Origin of the sequence: Actomonas aquatica (genome assembly GCF_019679435.2) — a bacterium.
Lineage (GTDB): Bacteria > Verrucomicrobiota > Verrucomicrobiia > Opitutales > Opitutaceae > Actomonas > Actomonas aquatica.
The window spans coordinates 2,919,278-2,940,866 of record NZ_CP139781.1 but is presented as its reverse complement, the minus strand read 5'-3'; the positions used below and the strand labels follow the sequence as shown (position 1 = coordinate 2,940,866).

At 62.7% G+C, this 21,589-nt stretch carries 5 protein-coding genes; 4 read left to right on the top strand and 1 reads right to left on the bottom strand.

What is annotated here, in order from left to right; genetic code table 11:
• The first annotated feature begins 1 nt into the window (after window position 1).
• Window positions 2-4,378: an immunoglobulin domain-containing protein gene (locus K1X11_RS11435; protein WP_221032055.1), complete on the top strand. Its 4,377-nt coding sequence runs from the start codon at window positions 2-4 to the stop codon at window positions 4,376-4,378.
• A 103-nt stretch (window positions 4,379-4,481) separates the two neighbouring features.
• Window positions 4,482-8,819 carry a hypothetical protein gene (locus K1X11_RS11430; protein WP_221032056.1) on the top strand — a complete coding sequence of 1,446 codons (4,338 nt, stop codon included), beginning with the start codon at window positions 4,482-4,484 and terminating at the stop codon, window positions 8,817-8,819.
• An 87-nt stretch (window positions 8,820-8,906) separates the two neighbouring features.
• On the opposite strand, the gene K1X11_RS11425 is transcribed toward K1X11_RS11430, so the two are convergent.
• Window positions 8,907-14,993 carry an immunoglobulin domain-containing protein gene (locus K1X11_RS11425; RefSeq protein ID WP_221032057.1) on the bottom strand — a complete coding sequence of 2,029 codons (6,087 nt, stop codon included), beginning with the start codon at window positions 14,991-14,993 and terminating at the stop codon, window positions 8,907-8,909.
• A 202-nt stretch (window positions 14,994-15,195) separates the two neighbouring features.
• On the opposite strand from K1X11_RS11425, the gene K1X11_RS11420 reads away from it, so the two are divergent.
• Entirely contained in the window at window positions 15,196-15,702 is a 507-nt protein-coding gene (locus K1X11_RS11420) for a TlpA family protein disulfide reductase (RefSeq protein WP_221032058.1), read from the top strand.
• Between the two features lie 1,030 nt (window positions 15,703-16,732).
• Window positions 16,733-21,379: an immunoglobulin domain-containing protein gene (locus tag K1X11_RS11415; RefSeq protein ID WP_221032059.1), complete on the top strand. Its 4,647-nt coding sequence runs from the start codon at window positions 16,733-16,735 to the stop codon at window positions 21,377-21,379.
• Window positions 21,380-21,589 lie beyond the last annotated feature (210 nt).

Sequence of the window (21,589 nt, the reverse complement as noted above, 5' to 3'; positions counted from 1 at the left end):
TATGCTTTCCATGAAATACCCCCGTTGGCTTACCGGCCTCTTTTTCCTGCTGGCACCGTTGACCGCGGTCCATGCGCAGTCGCTTACCGCCTCGCTGGCGCCGGGCTATTACCTGTATGATCCGGCTGGGAACACGCAGTCGTTGTATTGGGATTTGGACTACGCGGGGCTGACGTTGGACGAGCTGATGCTGGAGGTGCAACTGCCGACCAGCTTCACTTATGTTTCCAGCACGGCTTACACCGCGGCGGAGTCGATCCCGGAACAGGAACCGGCGGTGGGAGCCGGCGGCACGATCTCGTTTGCCTACACCTCCATTCCGGCAAACTCGGCTGAGTTTCGCATGTGGATGAATTACCCGGCGGCGCTGAGTGGGCCGCAGAACTTCGTGGGCACGGTCCACTATAAGGTGGCGGGAGATCCGACGCCGCGCTCAGTCGCGATCGCGCCGTTCGCACTGACGAATGAAGATGAAGTCTCCTTGATCGTCACTCAGCCGCAGGACGTGTTCGTGCGTCGCGGGGAGGCGGCTACGTTCTCGGTGGAGGTCGATAGTCCCTACTGGGTGTCTTACCAGTGGTATTTTAACGGCAGACTGCTCACGGGGGAGACAGCGGCGACATTCAATGTGGAACCAGCTTACCCCTGGGATAGTGGGCAATATTGGGTCGAGGTGGATGGCCCTGGTGGCCGGGAGTTGAGCGAACGGGCATGGTTGACGGTGGTGATTCCGCCGGAAATCAGCGGGGGCGGCGAAACGGTCGTGGGAGAACTGGGGCGCTCGGTGAGGCTGAATTATCTGGTGACGACATCCGCGTTCAGTGAGTTCACATGGTATAAGGACGGGGAGGTTTTAGAGACTCCCGACAATATCACCAGTCAGTTGGAGCTCACGGGCGTGACGTATGCGGACGCCGGGGTTTACCATCTGGTCGTCAGCAATAGCGAAGGCACGGCGGTGGGCGATCCCATCACCGTGGAGGTGACGGGGCCACCGGAGGTGTTGGCGCTGCCGGAGTCGACCACTGTCGCGACCGGAGAAACGGCGACGTTTGCAATCGACGTGATCGTGGGCGGCGAAGTGAGTTACGTATGGCGACGCAACGGGATGGCGATCCCCGGGGCGGAGTCGGCGACGCTCGAGATTGCGGGGGCCTCCCAAGCCCACGCCGGCAGTTACACGGTCGAAGTGTTCAACAACGGTGAATTGGCGTTGGTGACGGACCCTGTGCAGCTCAAGGTCGAGGCGCCGCTGGTGCAAGGACGGTGGCGAGCCCCTCAGGGCGAGGAAGAGGTGTTGTTGGAGCGAGGAACGGGATTCATTCCCCACTTCACGCCTGGGCCCAACAACTCCGTCTATGCCAGCGGGCCCTTCGATTCGGTCGATGGTCAACGCAGTCCCAACCTCATCCGTCTATTGAGTGATGGAAAATTGGATACGAATTTTCAGCCAGACATTTCACCGTCGGGAATCGTCAACGATTACGCCGTGACGGGGGAGGGGCAGATCGTGGTGTTGGTGCAGGACTTTGGCTATCATCAGCTTCTCCGGCTCGATGCTGACGGCAGGAGGGACGCAGCTTTCGAAGCTCCAAAATTAGGCGGAAGCCCTCGGTGCCTGGACCTGCTTTCGAACGGCCGCATTGTAGTGGGTGGCGAACTCGAATTGGACCCGGAATCGGGCACGAGCCGAGCCGCCGTCGCGTTTCATGCGGATGGTTCGATCGATGAGACGTTCGAGGCTCCATTCGTCGATATGCCGACACGCGATGTCGTTGGACTCCGGGACGGCGGGTTATTGGTTTGGGGAGACTTTGGCTCGGCTGATGGTCAGCCGGTGCAGGGGTTCATGCGACTCGCTGCGGATGGCACTCGCGATGCGACCTTTGCGGCCGACGGGGCCTTTGAGAGACCGCCTTACTTGCCGGTGATTCTGCAGGCCTCTGGTGGCGATATTATCCTCGGAGGCCCCTTCTCGACGTTTGCAGGAGTGGCGGTGAGTCCGTTGATCCGGCTCGATGAGAACGGTATTCTGGACGAGGATTTTGCAGTCGAATTTGCCGATCCGGGGTATTTTGGCCGGTATGCATCCTTCGCACCCGACGGCTCTTTGTGGGTGAGCGTCGACCAGAATAGCGGTTACCCATCAGTGGTGAAGATCGAATCTACGGGTGCGATCGTGCATTCGCTGAGCGTGACGGCAGATGATGTCGGGCCTGCGGTGACCGGGCTGTTCGAGATTGGAGGCGGTCGTTTGTGGATGGCTCCCAATAGCCCGGAACCTTCATTGGTTTTGTATGACTTGGAGTCCGATGCATTGGTCGATCTGCCGACCCCGGCTTTACGCACCAAACAGGTTGTGCACACGGCCGTGCCGGCACCAGACAACGCGTTGTTGGTGGGAGGCGATTTTGACTACACATCGGGAGTCTTTACCGGACCAGCAGCGAAGCTGACTGACACGGTCGTGCCGCTTGGAACACATCAGCGCGGTCGGGTGAGTGCGCTGGTGGTGCAGGCCGACGGCAGCACGGTGGTGGGTGGCGCGATATTCCCGACCTCCGACGAACCCGGGGTGGGCGGCGGTTTGGTGCGACGGTTGGCTGACGGGCGGCCCGATCCAAGTTTTGCCAACGCGACGATCAATACGGGGACATCCACAAATCCCTTCGTTTATTATATCTTCAAAGACTGGGTGGAGTATCCCGATGGGAAGCTGACGATATCCGGCGGGTTCACGCACGATGAAGGTCAGCTACGCTACCGGAGTATAGCGCGCTACACGGCAGAGGGGGCATTGGACACGGGATTCCAGGCGGGCCTCGAGTCGGGCACTCCGTATAATGCGTCGTTGGCCCTCGACGAGCAACAACGCCTCTATTTTGCCGCGCAAAGCACCACCGAAACCACTCCGCGCGAAGTGGTCTTACAGCGTTTGGATGACTCTGGAAATCCAGATACCAGTTTCCCGGACTTAGGGCTCACGGGTTACGTGAATGATCTGACCCTCGATAATAACGGTCGTCTGCTCCTTGCCGGAGATTTTGCAATCGAGGGCGAAGAATCGCGGCGGGCGCTTGCAAGGTATCGTTCCATTGGAACTCTCGATGATGTCTTTGTTCTCGACCCGCGAGTCGCAGGAACGGTCACCGGGATTGAGATCCGCCACGATGGCTACATTTACGCGTGGTCCACCTCGGAGAGTCTACGGACAGATCGGGACGATGCTTATCTTATCCGACTGATGCCGGATGGCGCCCTCGACGAATCCTTCGTAGTCCTCGGGCTCACCAGTGGGATGACCACGTTTGGCATGCGCGACGACGGTCGTATCTTCGTGGGAGGGTGGCGGCCGTTTCCGACCGGGTTTCTGCAGCCGCTGGAGTATGGCTTGCCGTCGATCGCGACCATGCCCGAATCGGTTCAGGCCGAAGCCGGTGGAAGCATTGTGCTTTCCGTGGAAGCAAGTGGCGGCGAGCTGAGTTACCAGTGGCGGCGCAATGGGGTGGAGATTGATGGGGCCACCGCGAGCAGCTATGAGATCGCGGCGGCGACGACCGCCGACGCTGGGTTTTATGATGTCGTTATCACCAACGCCTTGGGGTCCACGATCAGCGGGACGGCGGTGGTGGCGGTTGCGGCAGCCGGGGCGGATTTTGCCGTTGGCGAGCAGGCGCAGGTCGGTCGTGGTTTTAAGCAGGGGGGGCAAGTGCTTGTCCGCAACGTGGTGACTTACTCGGATACGCTTACGTCCGTCACGTGGTCGACGCTCCTGCCGGAAGGGTGGTCCTTCGCGCCCGCCGCGGTGGTGGGGGCCGAAGCGACGGCGACAGTGGCTCCGAGTGAAGGCCAGACCGATTTGCTGGAGTGGTCGTGGTCGAGCGTGCCCGCCAGTCCCTTCGTGCTGACCTACGGCTTGGTCCCGCCAGCTACGGCGGAAAATCGACTGGAGCTCGCTTCGTTGCTGGAAGTGGATCGCGGGGCTGGAAGTATCCAGAGTTTGGTGACGCCGGATCCGCTGCGGGTGCGCAATCGCTCGCGGTTGCATGATGCGGATGTGGATGGCGATCAGGCGCTGAGTCTCAGCGAGCTTCTGCGGGTGATTGAACTCTACAACACGCGGTCGGGCACAACGCGCACGGGCCGGTATCAGATCGATGATGAAACCGATGATGGCTACGCTTCGGATCCGGTCGGGAGCGATCCGGTTGCGCTCGCGCGGCATCACTCCGCGGACGCGGACGCCGACGGCACGGTTTCGCTGAGCGAGCTGCTGCGGGTGATCGAGCTCTACAATACCCGCAGTGGCACGGAACGCACGGGAGCGTATCGACCGACGGAGTCGACGGACGATGGGTTTGAGCCGGGGGCGGGTTGAGGCTTGCGAGGTTCGGAGGGACCGGGTTTTATCCTCGGTCCTTCGGGTGCGACCTGGCCTTCGTCTCCGGGGATGAATCTACCTCTCTCATCGATTCCCCGTCATGAAACTCCGTTTTGGCCTGGGCCTTTGGCTCTCCCTCGTTCTCGTCCTCTCGCTCCACGCTCAGTCCTTCAGCCCCGCGCAGACGCGGCTGGAGGTGGTGAGTAATCCGATCGCCAGTCCGCTCCCGGTGCGGATCGCGGTCACGACCAGCGGCGGCTTTGATTTGGCCAATCTGTCGGCGAGCTCGGATGTGAATTGGGTAAGTGTTGAGGTGATTCCGGCAGCCGGTGCGGTGGAGTTGACGTTTGCCACGCAGGGTTTGGTGGCACGGACCAGCTCGGGCACGGTTACCTTGAGCGGCGGCGGCCAGGAGGCGAACATTGCGGTGGAGGTGATCACCTCGCTGCTGGACTTGGTGGTTTTGCAGGCCGATCCGGTGCGGCCGGTGGTTTACGGCCTGCAGCAGGACCAGGAGGACACGGGCGGTTTCCTGATCTTTGACCCGGTGGCGGAAGCGGGAATCGGTTTTCTGACGGTGGGCGAAAAACCGACCGATATGGCCATTTCGGCAGATGCGGCCGAAGCGATCGTTTTGTGCAGCGCCAGCCAGCAAATCTACGTGATTGATCTGGTGAATCGAACAGTCGCCGAGGTGATCAATTTGCCGAGCTATTCGGAGTGGGGAATCGAAGACAGCGCGGGGAGCGTGTTTTATGGGCCGGGGAATCTGATCTACTACTCGGACGGCGCGTGGGAGTCCAATCTGCACGTCCTCGATCGGACGACCGGAGGGGTTTTGCAAACCGTGGCTGTAGGTGTGGGCGATGCGGCGATGTTGCCGGATGGTTCGGCCGTGGTTGGTTGGTTTCAGTATGGTTGGACGGCGGGATTGAGTGTCTCCAGTGCGTTTTCGGTGCCAATCAATGCGCAGGGCCTGCTCGGCACCAAGGTGAGCGCGTCGAACAACATGTCGCGCGATCCCCAGAACACGCCGGCGATTCTGACTCGCGATGGCAGCACAGTTTTTCTCAAACAACATGCTTATGCAGTCGACGACCTGAGTGTGCCGATCGCCACCTTCGCCGGGCCGATTTATGCTGCCAGCGCCAATGGCGAGGTGGTGGCCACCTCCAGTGGGGTGTTTGATGCCGCGACCGGCAACGAACTGGTCACCTTGCCAACGGAGAGTTCGGTTCAGGCCATCACGGCCGACTATACACGGTTGGTGCTATTCGACAGTCAGCGGGAGTTGCGGGTGGTGGAGCTGTTGGATGCGCTTTGGTCGGTGGACCTGGAGGGGCAGGAGATATCGCCAGCGGATCGCTCGGCGGTGACGCCTCCGGCAGCGTTGACCTGGATCGGGTTGCCGGGAGTGGATCAGTATCAGGTTTATCTGGGCACGAGTGCTGCCGAGGTGGATGAAGGAACGCCGGAGGATGCGGTGTTTATCGGAACCGCCACGGAGAGCCGTTTGGTGCTCGGTGAAACCCTGGCGTCCAATCAGACTTATTATTGGCGCGTGGATGCGGTGGTGGGCGACGAAATCATTCGAGGAACGCAGCGCAGTTTCCTGGTTTCCCAGGTGGCACCGGCCGTGCGGCGGATCGATGCAGAGACGGTGCAGGCGCATGCGGACTACGTCGTGGCGATCGATTTGGACGGCGTGAACACCGGTTTGGCGTGGAGTGCATCCAGTCCCGACGGGTGGGTCAGCTTCACGGCGACCAGTGGGGTGACCCCGGCCACGCTCGAAGTGCATTTGGACGCCTCGCAGCTGGCCGCCGGCACGCATGAATCTACGGTCGTGTTGACGCACGACGATGGAGAGGTGTCCCTGCCGATTTATTTTACCGTGGATGAGATGGTGGTCACACACCTGAGGTCGGATCCAGCGAGCGCGCTATCTTATGCGATCAGTGAAGACGACACCCAGACGGTGCCGCGGGCCTATCTTTTGGAAATCGATTCGGAGGCGGAGACGATCTTGCGCGCGGTGCGGGTGGGGCAGTCGGTGACGGACTTCGAGCTGCATAATTTGGAAGGACGCATCTATGTGACCAACTGGGATCCCGGCTTCATCGTCGCCGTGGACAAGGCGACCATGCGGCAGGTGCGGTCCTACGGGTTCAATGCGTGGACGAGTGTCGGCTACGGTGATGGCGATCCCTACCGGGTGGCCGCAGGTGGTGCCGGCCGCATCATCGTCGAAGCTTATGACCAGTGGGTGGACATGTTCCTGGTCGATACCCTCACGGGCGAAACGTTGGTCGAGAGAAACGTGCGCCAGGGTGGCGGGGTGAGCACAGCCGGGGGGCGTTACTATTACCACGGTGACAGTAACAGCAGCGGCGCGACGCTGCAGCGCTATGATCTTTTGGGCGACAATTTCACCCAGTTGGTGAGCAAGCGCGTGGCCTACGTGAGTTACTACGGGTCTCGCAACGTGGTCGGTTCCGACGATGGCAGTCGGATCTTTTGGAATGGTGCCGTGTTTACGGCCAGTTTGGAGGAGGAGTGGGCCTTGGATGCTGAGGTTTATTCGACCAACGCCGACGGCAGTTTGGCTTTTGGTCGCGACTTGGTCTTTGACGTCGAAAACAAAACCGTCGCTTACGCGATGCCGGCGTCGACGACGGTCAGCACCTTCAACAACACCAGTGGGAAGTTGATCGTGCCGCAAAACGGGTCTCTGGCATTCTATGACCTTTCTGCCGGGGTGCCGTTGGTTGCGCCGGAACTCAGTGCCGTGGCGTTGTCGTATTCGCAGGTCCAGCTGACTTGGACGGATCGCTCACTCGAGACCTCGTTGACCTTGCAGACGAGGCGGGCGGGTCAGGACGAATGGACGGTGCTGCAGACCCTGGATGGCAATGTAGTTACGTTCACCCATTCCGGTTTGAGCGCGGAGACGGGCTACGAATATCGCATCCGGGCCAATACCGGTTCGGATGCCAGTGATTGGAGTAACGTCGTGAGCGTCACCACTCCGCCGGCTCCGCCGTCGCGCCCCTCCATCACGGAGCTTTCGCGGATCGAGGATAATAACATCCTGCTCCGTTGGAATGCATATGGAGAGGTGGATCAGGTGGTGATCGAACGCCGTGGGCCGAACGAGAGCGAATTCGGGGTGATTGCGACACTGGACGCGCCCGCGGAGGCGCGGTTCACCGATACGGAGTCCAAGATGAACGATGCCTACTATTACTACCGGATCCAAACGATCCGGGCGGGGCAGGTCTCGAGTTACAGCTGGGAGTCCTATGTCAATATCCCCAGTCTGAGTGCACCCAGCGGTGGAAGCCTCTATGAGAGTTATTACGTCAACGAGGGCGCTTCGCAAACCTGGTGGGTGTCGATCTATGGCAACCCCTACCCGACCATTCGTTGGTATCACAATGGCATACTCCTGCCTGAGCAGACGGAAGCGCGTTTGGCGCTGACCAACATCGATATCCTGCAGGCTGGCACCTATCACTACGAGCTGAGCAACTCCACCGGTAACTTCCGCAGCAATGACATGGAGCTCACCGTGAATGCGGCGGCCAATCCCCTGACGGGTAGCCACAATTATCTGCGCCACGGTTTCGAGGCGGGCGGATTGATGCGGATTCGCAGCACCTTCAACTACCTCGGTGCGGTTTCGAGCCTCGGCTGGCAGGTGCTCTTGCCCGATGGTTGGTCTTACGTGTCAACGGAGTCCGGGTCCGGGGCAGATGTGAGTCCGCAGACAGGACAGACCGGCTATCTGGAGTGGGCGTGGTTTGATGCTCCCCCGAGTGGTGGCTCCTTCACCTACACGCTTGCCGTGCCGGCCGACGCCGCGATCGAGGCCGAGTTTGCGGGCTTGGTGCTCGGCACCAAGAACAACATCGCGTTGCAGTCGCTCTTGCAGCCCGACCCGCTGATGGCACCTGAGATTCCGTGGCACCACAGTGCGGATACCGACCACGACGGCGCCATCGGCTTGAGTGAACTGCTGCGGGTGATCGAGCTCTACAACACCCGTTACGGCACCGCTCGCACTGGTCGCTACCAAACCAGTGAGGTCACGGCGGATCGTTATGCGACGGCTCCGGCGGTGGCGGATGACGTGGTGATGGAGCTGCCCGATTTCCACTCGGCCGATTTCGATCAAGATGGTCACATCTCCCTTTCGGAGCTGCTGCGGGTGATCGAGCTCTACAATACCCGTAACGGCACGGCTCGCACGGGCGCCTACCGACTGGCCGAGACGACCGATGACGGGTTTGAATCGGATCCCGCACGGGTCCCGGGCTCGCCCGCTTCGGTCGAAGGCAGCACCGGCAGCACTGGCAGCAGCACGGACTCCAGCACAGGTTCGGACGATTTGGGGGTCCCGGCAGTTGGCGATTCGCCTGTTCCACCGAGCAACTGACCCCGGCCGGCGCTTTGGCCGGCAGGGTTCTGCCCTGCTGGAGAATTGAATCTGAGCCTTCGCGCGAAGGCTCAGATTTTTCGTGTCTTACTCCGTCGGTTCGGGGCCGGGGGCGAAGCCGTCCTCAGTGGAAGCATTGAGGTGGTATTCGCCGGTGCGGGTGGTGCCGCTGCGGTAGTTATAGAGTTCGATCACACGGAGGAGTTCGCTGAGGTTCACGTAGCTGTCTTGGTCGTAGTCCGCGCTGTGATACCTCGTGAGGGAGGCCGGAGCGTCGGCGGCGCGGCTGGCGTCGGGGGCGAAGCCATCTTCGGTGGAGCCATCGAGTTGGTAGGCGCCGGTGCGGGTGGTGCCGTTGCGGGTGTTGTAGAGTTCGATCACCCGCAGCAGTTCACTGAGGTCGATGGCTCCATCCTGGTTGTAGTCGGCGCTGTGACTGGTCACCGGCTCGGCGAGGGTGAGCGGCTCGGGCGCGACCAGACCCTGCAGGGTGGTGCCGTTGGCGACGACGCTGACCATGGCGCTGAGATCGTAGCCTCCAATGGCGGCGGCCGGCACGTTAAGCTCGTAGGAAAAACTGAAGGGACTCACGGGGAGCGTGCTCCAAGTCCATTCGAAGAGGTCTTCGTCGCCGGCCTGTGGCACAACGCTGCCGACGTCGCCGGTGGTGCTGACGAAGCTCCAAGGAGAACCCTCGATCGCGGCCGGTGGGATGACGGACCACGTGAGCGAGTCGACCGGGCCGGCGAAAGTGACGATGTTGGTGATGGTGATGGTTTCGCCGGCGGCGTAGCCATCGGTGCTTTGGGTTCCGCTGAGTTCAACGACGCTGAGCACGGCGTTGTCGGAGGTCACGGAACCGGCGGCGTTGGTGACGACGACGGAGTAGGTGCCGGCGTCGGCAAGGGTGACCGCGCTCAGCGTGAGTTCGGCGGCGGTGGCTCCGGTGATGTCGATGCCGTCCTTGCGCCACTGATACGTCGGCGTGGGCGTGCCGGTGGCGGCGACGGTGAGCGTGACATCGGCGCCTGCGAGCACGGTGGTTTGGGGGACGGGGTGGGCGGTGATCTCCGGCAGGACTTGGACCGTCACGGTTGCCAAGGTTGAGGTCGTCGTGCCGGCCGCGTTGGTGATGACGACGTCGTAGTCTCCGTCGTCATCGAGGTCCACGTTGCCGAGGTTGAGGGTCGTGCCGGTGGCGCCGGAGATATCGACGCCGTCCTTGCGCCACTGATACGTGGGCGTCGGGGTGCCGAAGGCGGAGACGGAAAGTTCCACGGGGCTGTTGCGGAGAACCGCGGCTGATACCGGCTGGGTGTTGATTTGCGGCGGCTGTTGGACGGTGAGGGTCGCGGTGGCGGATACGATGGTGTCCAAGCTGTTGCTGATAACGACGTCGTAGTCTCCGGCGTCGGCCAAGGTCGCCAAGCCGAGGTCGAGCGTCGCGCTGGTGGCGCCGGCGATATTCGATCCGTTCCGGCGCCACTGGTAGCTTGGGGAAGGCAGGCCGGAGGCGGTCACGCTGAGTGTCGTGGGTTCGCCGACATTTACGGTTTCGCTGATCGGTTGGGCGGAGATGGTGGGCGGAGCGCTCACGGTGATCGTCGCAGTCGCGGAGATGACGCTGCCGAGCGCGTTGGTCACCAGCACGTCGTAGTCGCCGGCGTCGGCGAGGGTCAGCGAGGAGAAGGCCAGTGAAGCTCCGGTGGCGTCGACAATGCTGATGCCGTCCTTGCGCCATTGAAACGAAGCGGAGGGCTGACTGTCGGCACTGACGGAAAGCGTGGCGCCTGCACCGACCACGGCGGAAACGGAGGCGGGTTGGGACGTAATCTCGGGAGCGTAGTTTACCGTGAGCGTTGCGGCCGTGGAAATCACCGTGCCTTCGCTGTTGGTGACCTCGACGAGGTAGTCGGCGGTGTCGCTGCGGGTGACGCCTTCCAACTGGAGGGTGGCGTTGGTTTCGCCGGTGAGGACAACGCCGTCGCGATACCAGCGGTAGGTCGGCTCGGGATAACCGGAGGCGACGACGGTGAAGGTGGCGGATTCGCCCGTGTCGACGGTGAGGTCCGCAGGCTGAGTTGTGATTTCCGGAACGGTGGGCAGAGGGACTTGTTGCAAGGCCGCGCCATATCTGTCGCCGGCGCTGATGCCGAAGACGTCATTGAGGCCGGTGGGGGGAGTGCGGCCGGCATTGGCGTCGGCGAAGCCCCATGCGGTGACAGTGCGGTCGGCGCGGAGGGCAAGGCTCAGATGCACGCTGGCCGAGATCTCCACGAGGTTGTCGAGTCCGCTTGGCAGGTTGTTGAGTGCGCTGAATCCCCATCCGGTAGCCGAGCCATCGGCCAGAAGGGCGATATTGTGGTAATAACCGCCGGCGACGGCGGTGACGGTGACGCCAGTGGGGACATTAAGTTCGCCATTGCCTTCGTTGCCCCAGGCGGAGACGGAGCCGTCGGCGTGGAGCGCGTAGGACGCGAACGCGCTGGCGGCGACTGCCGTGGCGGGGGAGAGGGATACCGGGACATCGGTCTGGCCGCTGCCGGTATTACCCCAGGCTACGACCGAGCTGTCGGCGCGCAGGGCGACGACGTGGAGATATTCGATGTCGAGTTCGATGACGTCGGTGAGGCCGGTCGGGGGCGAACCTTCGCCGTAGTCGTTGGCTCCCCAGGCGACCACGGTGCCATCGCTTTTGAGTGCGTAAGAGACGTGATAGCCGGCGGCAACGCTGACGACATCGGAAAGGGAGGAGGGAACCGTGGTTTCGCCCGAGTTGTTGGAGCCCCAGGCGACGACCGTGCCATCGGCTTTGAGTGCGACGATGTGGGTGGGGCCGGCGGCGATATCGATCGCATCCACCAAGTCGGAGGGAGGCGTGCCGAGGCTACTGGATCCTTCCACCGCGCTTCCCCACAGGACCACTTGAGAGCGGGGCGGAGCGAAAAGCACGTGCATCGGGCGGCTGCGAGAGGTGCCGTAGTCGTCGGTGACCGCGACCCAATACACGCCGGCGGCGGAAAACTGGGCGTCATTGAGCGTGAGGGAGGAGGAGGTCGCTCCGATTATGGGTCGGCTGTTCTGATACCACTGGTAGGAGCGTGCACCGTAGCCGGTGACAGTGACGGCGAGGTCGATCTGGTCACCCGTCGCGAAGGTTTGGCGCAGCGGGCTTTGGTCAGTGATTTCGGGAGCCAAGCCCACGGTCCCGTCTTGCAGCACACCGGTGTTGAAACGACCGGCTGCGACGTCGAGAGCGGGGCCTAGGTCGAGCGGTTCGACCCTCTGGCCGTCGCCGTTGTAGCCCCAAATGGCGAGTGCTCCTTGGTCATCCAAGGCCACCCCGTGGTAATCGCCGGCGGCAAACGTTACGAACGGGGCGAGTTCGTTGGGCAGGGTGAGCTGTCCGAAGTCTTCGTTGCCCCACGCGACGATCGATCCGTCCGATTTCAGCGCCAAGGAGTAGGCGTAGCCGGCATCGATGGCGACGACGTCACTGGTGGCGGCGGTCGGGATCGTGATTTGGGTGTCGGTATTTCGTCCCCAGCCCACCAGCGATCCGTCGGACTTGAGCGCAAGCCCATGAAAGTCACCGGCGGCGATGGCCACGACGTCATTCAGCTCCGCCGGCACATCGGTTTGGCCATAGTGGTTGCGACCCCATGCAACGACGGTCCCGTCGGCTTTGAGGGCAAGGGAGAAGTCTCCGCCGGCGGCGACCGCCAGCACATCGGTGAGACCGGAGGGAGGAGAGGCTTGATCATAGAAGTCGTTGCCCCACGCGACAACCGTGCCATCGGCCTGCAGCGCGACGGCATGGAAGTTGCCGGTATCGACCGCGACGGCGGTGGTGACCGAGGTGGGGGCGGTGGCCTGGCCCGACGAGTCGGAGCCCCAGGCGATCAGGGTGCCATCGCGGCGGACAGCGGCAGCGAATTCATAGCCGAGGGAGAGTTGCACGGCATCGTCCAACTCGGACGGAACCGAGGTGACGCCCTGGCCATCAGCGCCCCACGTGACCACACGGGTAAACTCCGGCATCACGTGGACAAAAATCGGGTCACTGACCGTGGTGCCGATGGTGTTGGTCACACGGACGCGGTAGTAGCCGCTGGTCGCACCGGTGACGCTGGTGAGGTCGAGGGTGGCCGACGTGGCACCGGTGAGGTCGAAGCCGTTGTGTTCCCATTGGTAAGTGGCGGTGCCGTTGGCGCTGAGGGGGGTGACACTGAGGGTTTGGTCACTGCCGGGCGTGAAGAGCTGGCGGGCGGTGGATTGGGTGGTGATGGCGGGGGCGGCGTCGTTGACCGTGAGGGTGAGCGAGCCGGTGCCGGTGCCGAGGCTGTTGGTGGCGGAGAGGGAGACGCTGAAGGTGCCGGTTTCGGTGGGGCGGCCGCCGATCACGCCGGTGGAAGCATTGATGCTGAGGCCGGCGGGCAGGCCGGTAGCGTTGTAGGAGGAGGGGGAATTGGTGGCGACGATGGTGTAGGCGAAGAGCGCACCGGCATCGACGCTGGCGGTGGTTTCGCTGGTGATCCCGGGGGCGGCGGCAACGATGGTGCCGGTGAGGGTGTATTGGCCGGCGCTGCCGTAGGCGGTGTAACCGGTGGGCGGATCGGAGAGAGGGGAGCCGTCGCCGTCGCCGCTGATGCGAATGAAGTAGTCGCCCGCGGTGGCGGAATAGGTGAGGGCAGCGTCGAGGGCACCGTTGGGCGCGTGGCTGGCAACAACCTGGCCGGAGCTGTCGAGCAGCTCGAGTTTGAGATCGAGGTTGGCGCCGCGGGTGCCGCTGGCGGCGGTGATCGCATCGACGGCGAAGCTGATGTCGCCGGCGGCGGTGGTCACGGCAAAGACGTCGAGGTCGGACGCGGAAGAAATGACGCCGGTGAGAGCGATCGCGCTGTCCGTCACGGGCGCAGCGGCGGCGGTGCCGGTGGTGCTGCCAGCTTCGTCGGTGGCGTAGGCGATGTGGCTGGTGATTTGGACGAAATCGTCCTGCGGGTTGTTGGCGTTGAAGTAGTCGCCCTTGGTGAACTGGCTGACGTTGCGGCCGTAGCCGGTGCCCATGATGGGCCCCCAAGAGGTGGCGCCGGAACCGTGGCCGCCGTAGTATTCGACGCCGGGTTGGCCGTCGTGGGTGAGGCCGAGGTTGTGACCAAATTCATGGGAGGCGGCTTCGGCGATGTTGGGGGCCGAACCGTAGAAGTTGTCGTAGTAAACAAAGGCCGGGGAGCTGCGCGTCACGTAATCGGAGTCGCCGAAGACGTCGAGTTGGGCGACACCGCCCGCGTTGGAGGAGGGCATGTTGACGTCGTTGGCGTCGGTGCTGCGGGTGATGAGCACGCGGCCGGTGGTGCTGGTGAAGGTCGCGGGTTCTTCGGTGGTGACATCGATGTCGAAGGGCGCGTAGTCCTCGGCGACGCGTTCCCAGATGGCAAAGATATCGGCCTGCTCGGCGTCGCTGAAGGTGGTGGGATCGTCGTCGATATCATAGGGCACACCGACGTAGGTGGCGGCGGCGCCGGTGCCGCTGTTCCAACTGGTGCCGGTGACGGTGTGGCCGCTGAAGTCCAGGTAGAGGACGTTGGTCGATCCGGGGCGGGAGTGGTAGACGGGCGGGCTGGCGATGGGCACGGCGGCGGCTCCGGTGAGTTGGCGGGTCGGTTCCGGGGAGGTGCCGCTCGATTGGCTCAGGCGGACGATGGCGGCCGGACTGGGCGGAGGGGCATCGTTGCTGTAGTAGATTGAGCCGTCGGCGGTGACCCGCAGGCTGTTGAAGTCTTCCGCGGGGATGGTGAGGCGCTCAAGCTTGCGCAGGGCGCGGCGCTGGGCGGTGACGGGGAGCGCCTTGATTTGCGTGCGAAGGGGAACGTCAGGGAGCCCAGCCAGCACGGCGGCAAGTGGAGCGGAAAGAGCACGCGGGGGCTGTGGCTCCTCGTCGGTGGCAGTGGCGGCCGGAGCCGAGGCTGGGGCCGTTGCCGATGGCGATGAGGAGGGCAGAGGCGCGACGTCGGACTCGCGCTCGGCTGTGGTGGGCGGCGGCGTGGCGTTGGAGGCAGCGGTGGTGGTGGGAGGGTTGGAGGAAGAGCCGTCGACCCAGAAGAACGTGACGGTGAGGATGATGCAGGCGAGAGCGGCCAAGGCACCAAATGCAAGGTAGCGGTTCGACTTCATGGAAAGGGCGGTAGGGGGTGTTGGGAGCGCAACGTGAAGGGGCGGAGCACGTGGCAAACAGGAAAAGGGGGGACGCTATGCTGCAGGCCAGTGGCGATTTGTCGAGCGGTGGAGGAGGCGCGGTCGCTGGGAGGGTTGGTGAATTGGAGCAAAATGTGCTTTTTAGCGGAATCCGATGCTCACCTTGCCGCTCCCTTCCTTTATGAAAATCGCTCGAATCCTCGCCGCTGTTTTGCTGGTTTGTGCCTCCATGTCGGTGGTGCACGCTGAAGAGGAGAACGTTGCTGCCTTTGAGCAGCGCCTGAGTGAGGCCGTGAGCGGCAAGGGGGTCACGGTGGTGCACCTCTGGGCGACATGGTGCCCCAACTGCTGGAATGAGCACGATGACAACGGCTGGAAGAACTTCATCGAAGCCAATCCGGAGGTGAAAGTGATCTTCGTCTCGATCTGGGGCAGCAAAGAGCACGACCACGCAGAGTTGGCGAAGTATGACCTGGGGGAACAGTCGAACCTCGAGATCTGGCGGCATCCCAATCAGGCGCGACGAGGCTCGGAGCGCATGGTGACCTTGCTCGGCAAAGAGGTGACGTGGATCCCGACCACTTGGGTGTATCGCGAGGGCAAGCAGCGTTTCGCGATCAACTACGGCGAAGTGCGCTTCGACATGCTGCAGCAGATGGTGGACGACAGTCGGCCCGGGCAGTGGTAAGCCGGTTTGTAAGGAGGCGGACGGTAGGGCTTTCCGTCGCCGCTCGACAGAAGCTCGAGCCTTGCACGTAAGTTCCTCCGAAAGGAGTTCTATCAGGGAACTCGGTGATCTGGCTGCTTTCCCGGACTGGCACTAATACGAGCGATAGGTAAGGCTCCTAAATCGCCGCGAACAGGCTCCCGTTTTGAATCCGAGATTGCGGATGGGGACAGGGCCTTGTTGCAAGGTGGTTACTTTCAATCAATCCGCCTGCCGCGACTTCGTCCGATGCTGCAAAATGCCCGCTTCGAGACTCGACCGGTTTAGCATGTCTCAACCCCAGCAATATTCCTTGCCGACTTCCTCCGCCTCACCGAAGGTGGCGTCCGTGTTGTCGGCTTTCTCCCCATCCCAGCCCTTGGCGCGTCTGCGTTGGAAGGGTTCCGTGGCAGGTTTTTTGCCACTGGTTCGCGTAGCGAATCCGGGGAGTGCGAGCGTTTGCACCTGTCTGGCCCAAGTGTGACAGGCCCAAGTTTATAACCCCTCCGACAACCCGGAACTTACCCGTTATCATCCTAATCACATGAAACTACTGCCAAAACTCAGATGGTTCGCTGCGGCGACGCTAGCGATATTCAGTGGCGCCGGTTTGATGGCGCAAACAGCGTCCATGACCTCGGTTGCTACCAACTACGATTCCGCCGGTGGCAACGTGACCGTCGATGTGTCGTTCACTTACACCGGGGTTAGTCTTACTACCTCGGGATTCATTATCAATATCCCGGACGGATGGTCCTACGATCCGGATCTAAACTTAGACACCCCGGTGATCGCCCCTACCGGTGTTACCACCTCACGGCTTGAATTCGGTTTTTTGGGCCGACCGCCTGCCAATTCTTACGACTACTCAATTGTGCTGAGCTATGGATCTGGACTCAGTTCATCACAGAGCATTACGGGTCACGTTCTCTATACTCCAGATGGTGGCACTGCCTCGACTGAAGATTTTCCCACGGTCACAATTGACCCTCAGCCGTCTATTCCAGCCTTTGTGACTCAGCCATCTGCTGTTGTAGCCGACGAAGGCTCTCAGGCGGAGTTCACGGCCGAAGCTAGCGGCTTCCCCGCTCCGACCTATCAGTGGCGTAAGGACGGCGCCCCAATTTCTGGGGCTACCAGCTCCACCCTTACGATCCCGAGTGTGATTCCCAGCGATGCCGGCAGCTACACCGTGGTAGCGACCAACAGCCAAGGTTCGGTAACCAGCTCCGGTGCAACGCTGACCATTAACGCAGCCCCCTCGATCTCCACTCAGCCGCAGGGCGGCTCCGTCAATGAGGGCGCAGGCTACACGCTTTCCGTAGTCGCTACGGGGGCCACTCCGCTCACTTACCAATGGCGGAAGGATGGGGCCGACATCGCCGGAGCCACCAATGCTTCGCTCGAATTCACCGGGATCACCCCGTCCGACGCCGGCACCTACACGGTGGTGGTCACCAACTCGGTGAGCTCCGTCACCAGCGCAGACGCCGTCATCACCGTTGTGGAAGCTCCTGACATTACCTCGAATCCGGGTTCCCTGACCGTGACCGCCGGAGAGACTGCCGAGGCGACCTTCACGGTCACCTATACCGGCACCGATCCCGTTGAGTTCCGTTGGATGAAAGACGGTGTTGATATCCCGGGAGGCATTGCCACCGACGTCAGCTACACGGTCTCGCCGGTTTCTCCGACCGACGCAGGCAACTACTCGGTCCGCATCACCAACTCGGCTGGTTCGGATACCAGCGAAGTGGCGGTGCTCACGGTAAACTACGCGCCGATCATCACCACGCAACCGACCAACAAAACCTCCGGTGTCGGAGGCACGGTCAGCTTTGAAGTGGTCGCCAATGCGGTGCCGGCCATCAGCGGCTACCAATGGTTCCGCATCCCGGCCGGTGGCAGCACGCCGGAACCGATGTCGGGAGCCACGGATGCCACCCTGTCCCTGGTTGGCGTGCAGTCGACTGACAATGGCAACTCTTACTTCGTTCGGATCACCAACACGACCGGCACCACCGACTCGACGACGGTGACCCTCACGGTCAACGAGCAAGCGGCTTTCACCGCGCATCCCGTGGACGTGACCGTGACGGAAGGTTTGGACGCGTCCTTCACCGCCACGGTGACCGGTAACCCGGCTCCGACCCTCCAGTGGCAATACAGCCCCGACCAAACCACGCCGATGGCTGACATTCCGGGCGCGACCGACATTTCGCTCGATCTTACCGGGGTGACCCGCGCCCAAGCCGGTTACTACCAGCTGGTGGCGACCAATGAGTTCGGCACGGCTGAGAGCGACGAGGCCTTCCTCGACGTGCAATACGCTCCAGAAATCACCACCGATCTGGCCGACCCGGTCGGCGGCGTTGGTGAGGCCGTCACCCTCACCATTGAGGGCGTGGCTAATCCTGAGCCGACCTATCAATGGTATCTCATTCCTCCGGGGGGCTCGACCCCTCAGCCGATTGACGGCGCCACCGCCATTGAATATGTTGTCGAAGGTCTCACGCTCGACGACAATGGCGCTAAGTTCTTCGTCGTAGCCAACAACGGTATCGGTGACGACGTGCAGTCCCGCACGGCCACCCTCACGGTCAACGAGAAGGCGGTGGTGACCTCCGACCCGATCGGTGATATCTTCGAGGAAGGTGACAGCACGACGCTCAGTATCTCCTTCACCGGCAATCCGACCCCCACGTTCCAGTGGTTCAAGGACGGTGTGGCGATCAGTGGTGCGACGGATTCCTCCCTCGAGTTCACGTCGCTCAGCCGCACTGACTCCGGTAGCTATACCGTTGTTGCGACCAATTCGTTTGGCTCCGACACCTCCGCAGCCGCCATTATCGACGTGCAGTTTGCGGTCGAGATCACGCAGGACATCACCGATGTGATCGCTGCGGTGGGAGCTGATGTGACCCTCGCCGTTGATGGAGTCGGTAATCCTGAGCCTACCGCCCAATGGTATCGCATTCTGCCGGAAGGTAGCACGGGTGAACCTATCTCCGGAGCGACTTCCAGGGAACTCGTTCTTGAGAACGTCCAGTTGTCCGACTCTGGCACGATGTATTATGTCATCGCTTCCAATGGTGTGGGCGAACCAGTCCAGTCCGCCACCGTGACCCTCACCGTCCAGCTGCCTGCCTCCATCACGTTGCAGCCGGAAGGCGCGACCCTCGACCAGGGGCAGTCCCACACCATGACCATCGAGGTCGAAGGTGATCCGGTCCCGACGATTCAGTGGCGCCGCAACGGCTCCGCCATCGCTGGCGCGACCGATGTGAGCTACACCATCGAAAGCGCCTCCGCCGCTTCCGCTGGCACCTACACCGCCGCCGTCACCAACCCGCAGGGCACGGTGATCTCCAGCGGCGCCGTTGTGGTGGTCAACACCCCGCCGGTGATCACGGGCCAACCGGCCGGTGGCACCAAGGTTGTGGGTGGTAGCCATACCTTCCGCGTGACCGCTACGGGTGCGCAGCCGCTCACCTACCAGTGGCGCAAGGGCGGTGCCAATATCAGTGGCGCGACCGGTGCGACGCTCACCCTGAGCCCGCTCACGCTCGACAATGCCGGCGACTACTCGGTCGTGGTTTCCAACCGCCTCGGTTCGGCGACCTCCTCGACTGCGACGCTCACGGTCAACCGCCAGCTCAAGGCTCCGACCATCACCACCCAGCCGCGCGACACCAGCGTGCGCGCCGGTTCTGCCGCGTCCTTCACGGTCGTCGCCGAAGGCAACCCGCTGCCCACCTACCAGTGGCGTAAGAACGGTGTCGCCATCTCCGGTGCCACTAGCGCCACGCTAACGATCGCCGCTGCCGCCGACGCCGATGCCGGTCGCTACGACGTGGTGATCACCAACAGCCAAGGCTCGATCTCCTCCAGCTTGGTGAAGCTGACCGTCACCTCCGCTGACACCGCTCCAGTGATCACCTCCCAGCCGCGCGACAAGACCATCGGTCAAGGCACGGCAACCACGTTCACCGTGGCCGCGACCGGTGTTCCGGCGCCCACCTATCAGTGGCGCAAGAATGGCGCTGCCATCGCTGGTGCCACCAGCGCGAGCTACACCATCGCCTCTCCGGTGGTGGCCGACTCCGGTGCCTATTCCGTGGTCGTCACCAACTCGGCAGGGTCGGTCACCTCCCGCAATGCCCAGTTGCGCGTCCTCGAAAAGGTCTACGGAGGCACCTACTTCGGTTCCTTCGGTGAAGGCCGTGGTAGCTTCGCTATCGTGATCAAGGACGACAACACCGGCACCTTCCTCGGTTTCGACGAGATCGCTGAACTCTACGTCAGCGGCACCGTCACCGTGGCTGCGGACGGTTCGTTCAGCCTCACGGTCACCTCCGAGACCGCCGCTGGATCGAGCAGTGATCGTAGCGTCGGTGCCGACCAATCCGGTCCGATCGCCGTCATCGGCAAGGGCGCCACGGCTCGCGAAGACGTGACCTTCTCCGGCACGATCAGCGAATCCGGTTCCCTCACCGGCACGGTTACCGGTGTCCCGGGTCTCTCGATGGACGCCACTCGCGAAGTGGAGAACGAGAACGATCCGCGTGATCAGGTGGCCGGCTTCTACGAGGCCAGCTCCGGCGGCAGCGATGCCGTGACCCTTACCATCATCGCCCCGTCCGGTAAGGTGCTGCTCCTCACCAAGACCGCCGCTGGCGCCGACGCCGGTGTGGGCACCGCCACCGAGGATGGTGCCATCTCGGTCACCACGGTGAAGAACAACACCGTCACCGCTACGGTCTCCGCCACCTCGGCCACCATCGAAGCGGCGGTCACCGACTCCGAAGGTAACACCACCGAGTTTGTTGGTGGTAATGACGACGTCCTCGCGACCCAGCGCCTGACCAACATCTCCACCCGCGCTTATGTGGGCACCGGAATCGAACAGACCGTCGCCGGTCTGGTCATCACCGGTGAGGACTCCAAGCCGGTGCTTATCCGCGCCGTCGGTCCGGGTCTGGGGGCCTTCAACGTCTCCGGCGCGATCGCCGCTCCGAAGCTCGATCTCCTCGAGGGTCAGACCGTCATCGCGACCAACACCGGCTGGTCCAGCTCGGCCGACGCCGATGAAATCGCCGCGGTCGCCAACCTCGCGGGCGCCTTCGCCCTCGACACGGCCAACGCTGACTCCGCCATCCTCGAAACCCTCGCCCCGGGTGTCTACACCGCCCAGGCCAGTGGCGCCGACGGTGGCACCGGTGTGGTGCTCATCGAGATCTACGACCTCTCCAGTCCGGTTGCAGGCCAGAAGCTGTTCAACATCTCGACCCGTGCGGTCGTGGGCGCGGGTGACCGCACCGCGGTGGCCGGTTTCGTGGTGAGCGGCTCGGTGCCGAAGCGCGTCCTCCTCCGTGGTATTGGTCCGGCCTTGGCTGGCTTCAATGTCCCGGGGGCGCTGACCGACTCCTACATCACCCTCCTCAAGGGTGAAGAAGTGGTCGCTACCAACGACGACTGGGGCACCAACGCCGCTGCGGTGGCCGAGGCTTCCTCCACAGCCGGTGCGTTCGAACTCGCCGCAGGCAGCAAGGACGCTGCGATGGTCATCAGCCTCGAGCCAGGTGTTTACACCCTCCAGCTCACGGGCGTCGACGGTGCCACCGGCATCGGCCTCATCGAGGTTTACGAAGTCCCCTAAGGGCTCCGGCCGCTGAGTTGAGGATCTGATTCCTCCTCAAAACAAAGCCCCGTCACGCGATCCGCGTGCCGGGGCTTTTTGTTGGGCGGGGGGGGGGACGCGGTCGTCGACGACGCATTTGTGCCTGAACGATCCCCCGGGTGTTTCCGCCTACGTTCGTGGTGTAGGGCCGGTGCTTGCGCCGGCCGCGGAGGGGCAGCCTCTACCAGA

Excerpts from the sequence above, each read along its gene's own strand:
- K1X11_RS11435 (WP_221032055.1), top strand. The coding sequence starts at position 2 with ATGCTTTCCATGAAATACCCCCGTTGGCTTACCGGCCTCTTTTTCCTG.
- K1X11_RS11430 (WP_221032056.1), top strand. The coding sequence starts at position 4,482 with ATGAAACTCCGTTTTGGCCTGGGCCTTTGGCTCTCCCTCGTTCTCGTC.
- K1X11_RS11425 (WP_221032057.1), bottom strand. The coding sequence starts at position 14,993 with ATGAAGTCGAACCGCTACCTTGCATTTGGTGCCTTGGCCGCTCTCGCC.
- K1X11_RS11420 (WP_221032058.1), top strand. The coding sequence starts at position 15,196 with ATGAAAATCGCTCGAATCCTCGCCGCTGTTTTGCTGGTTTGTGCCTCC.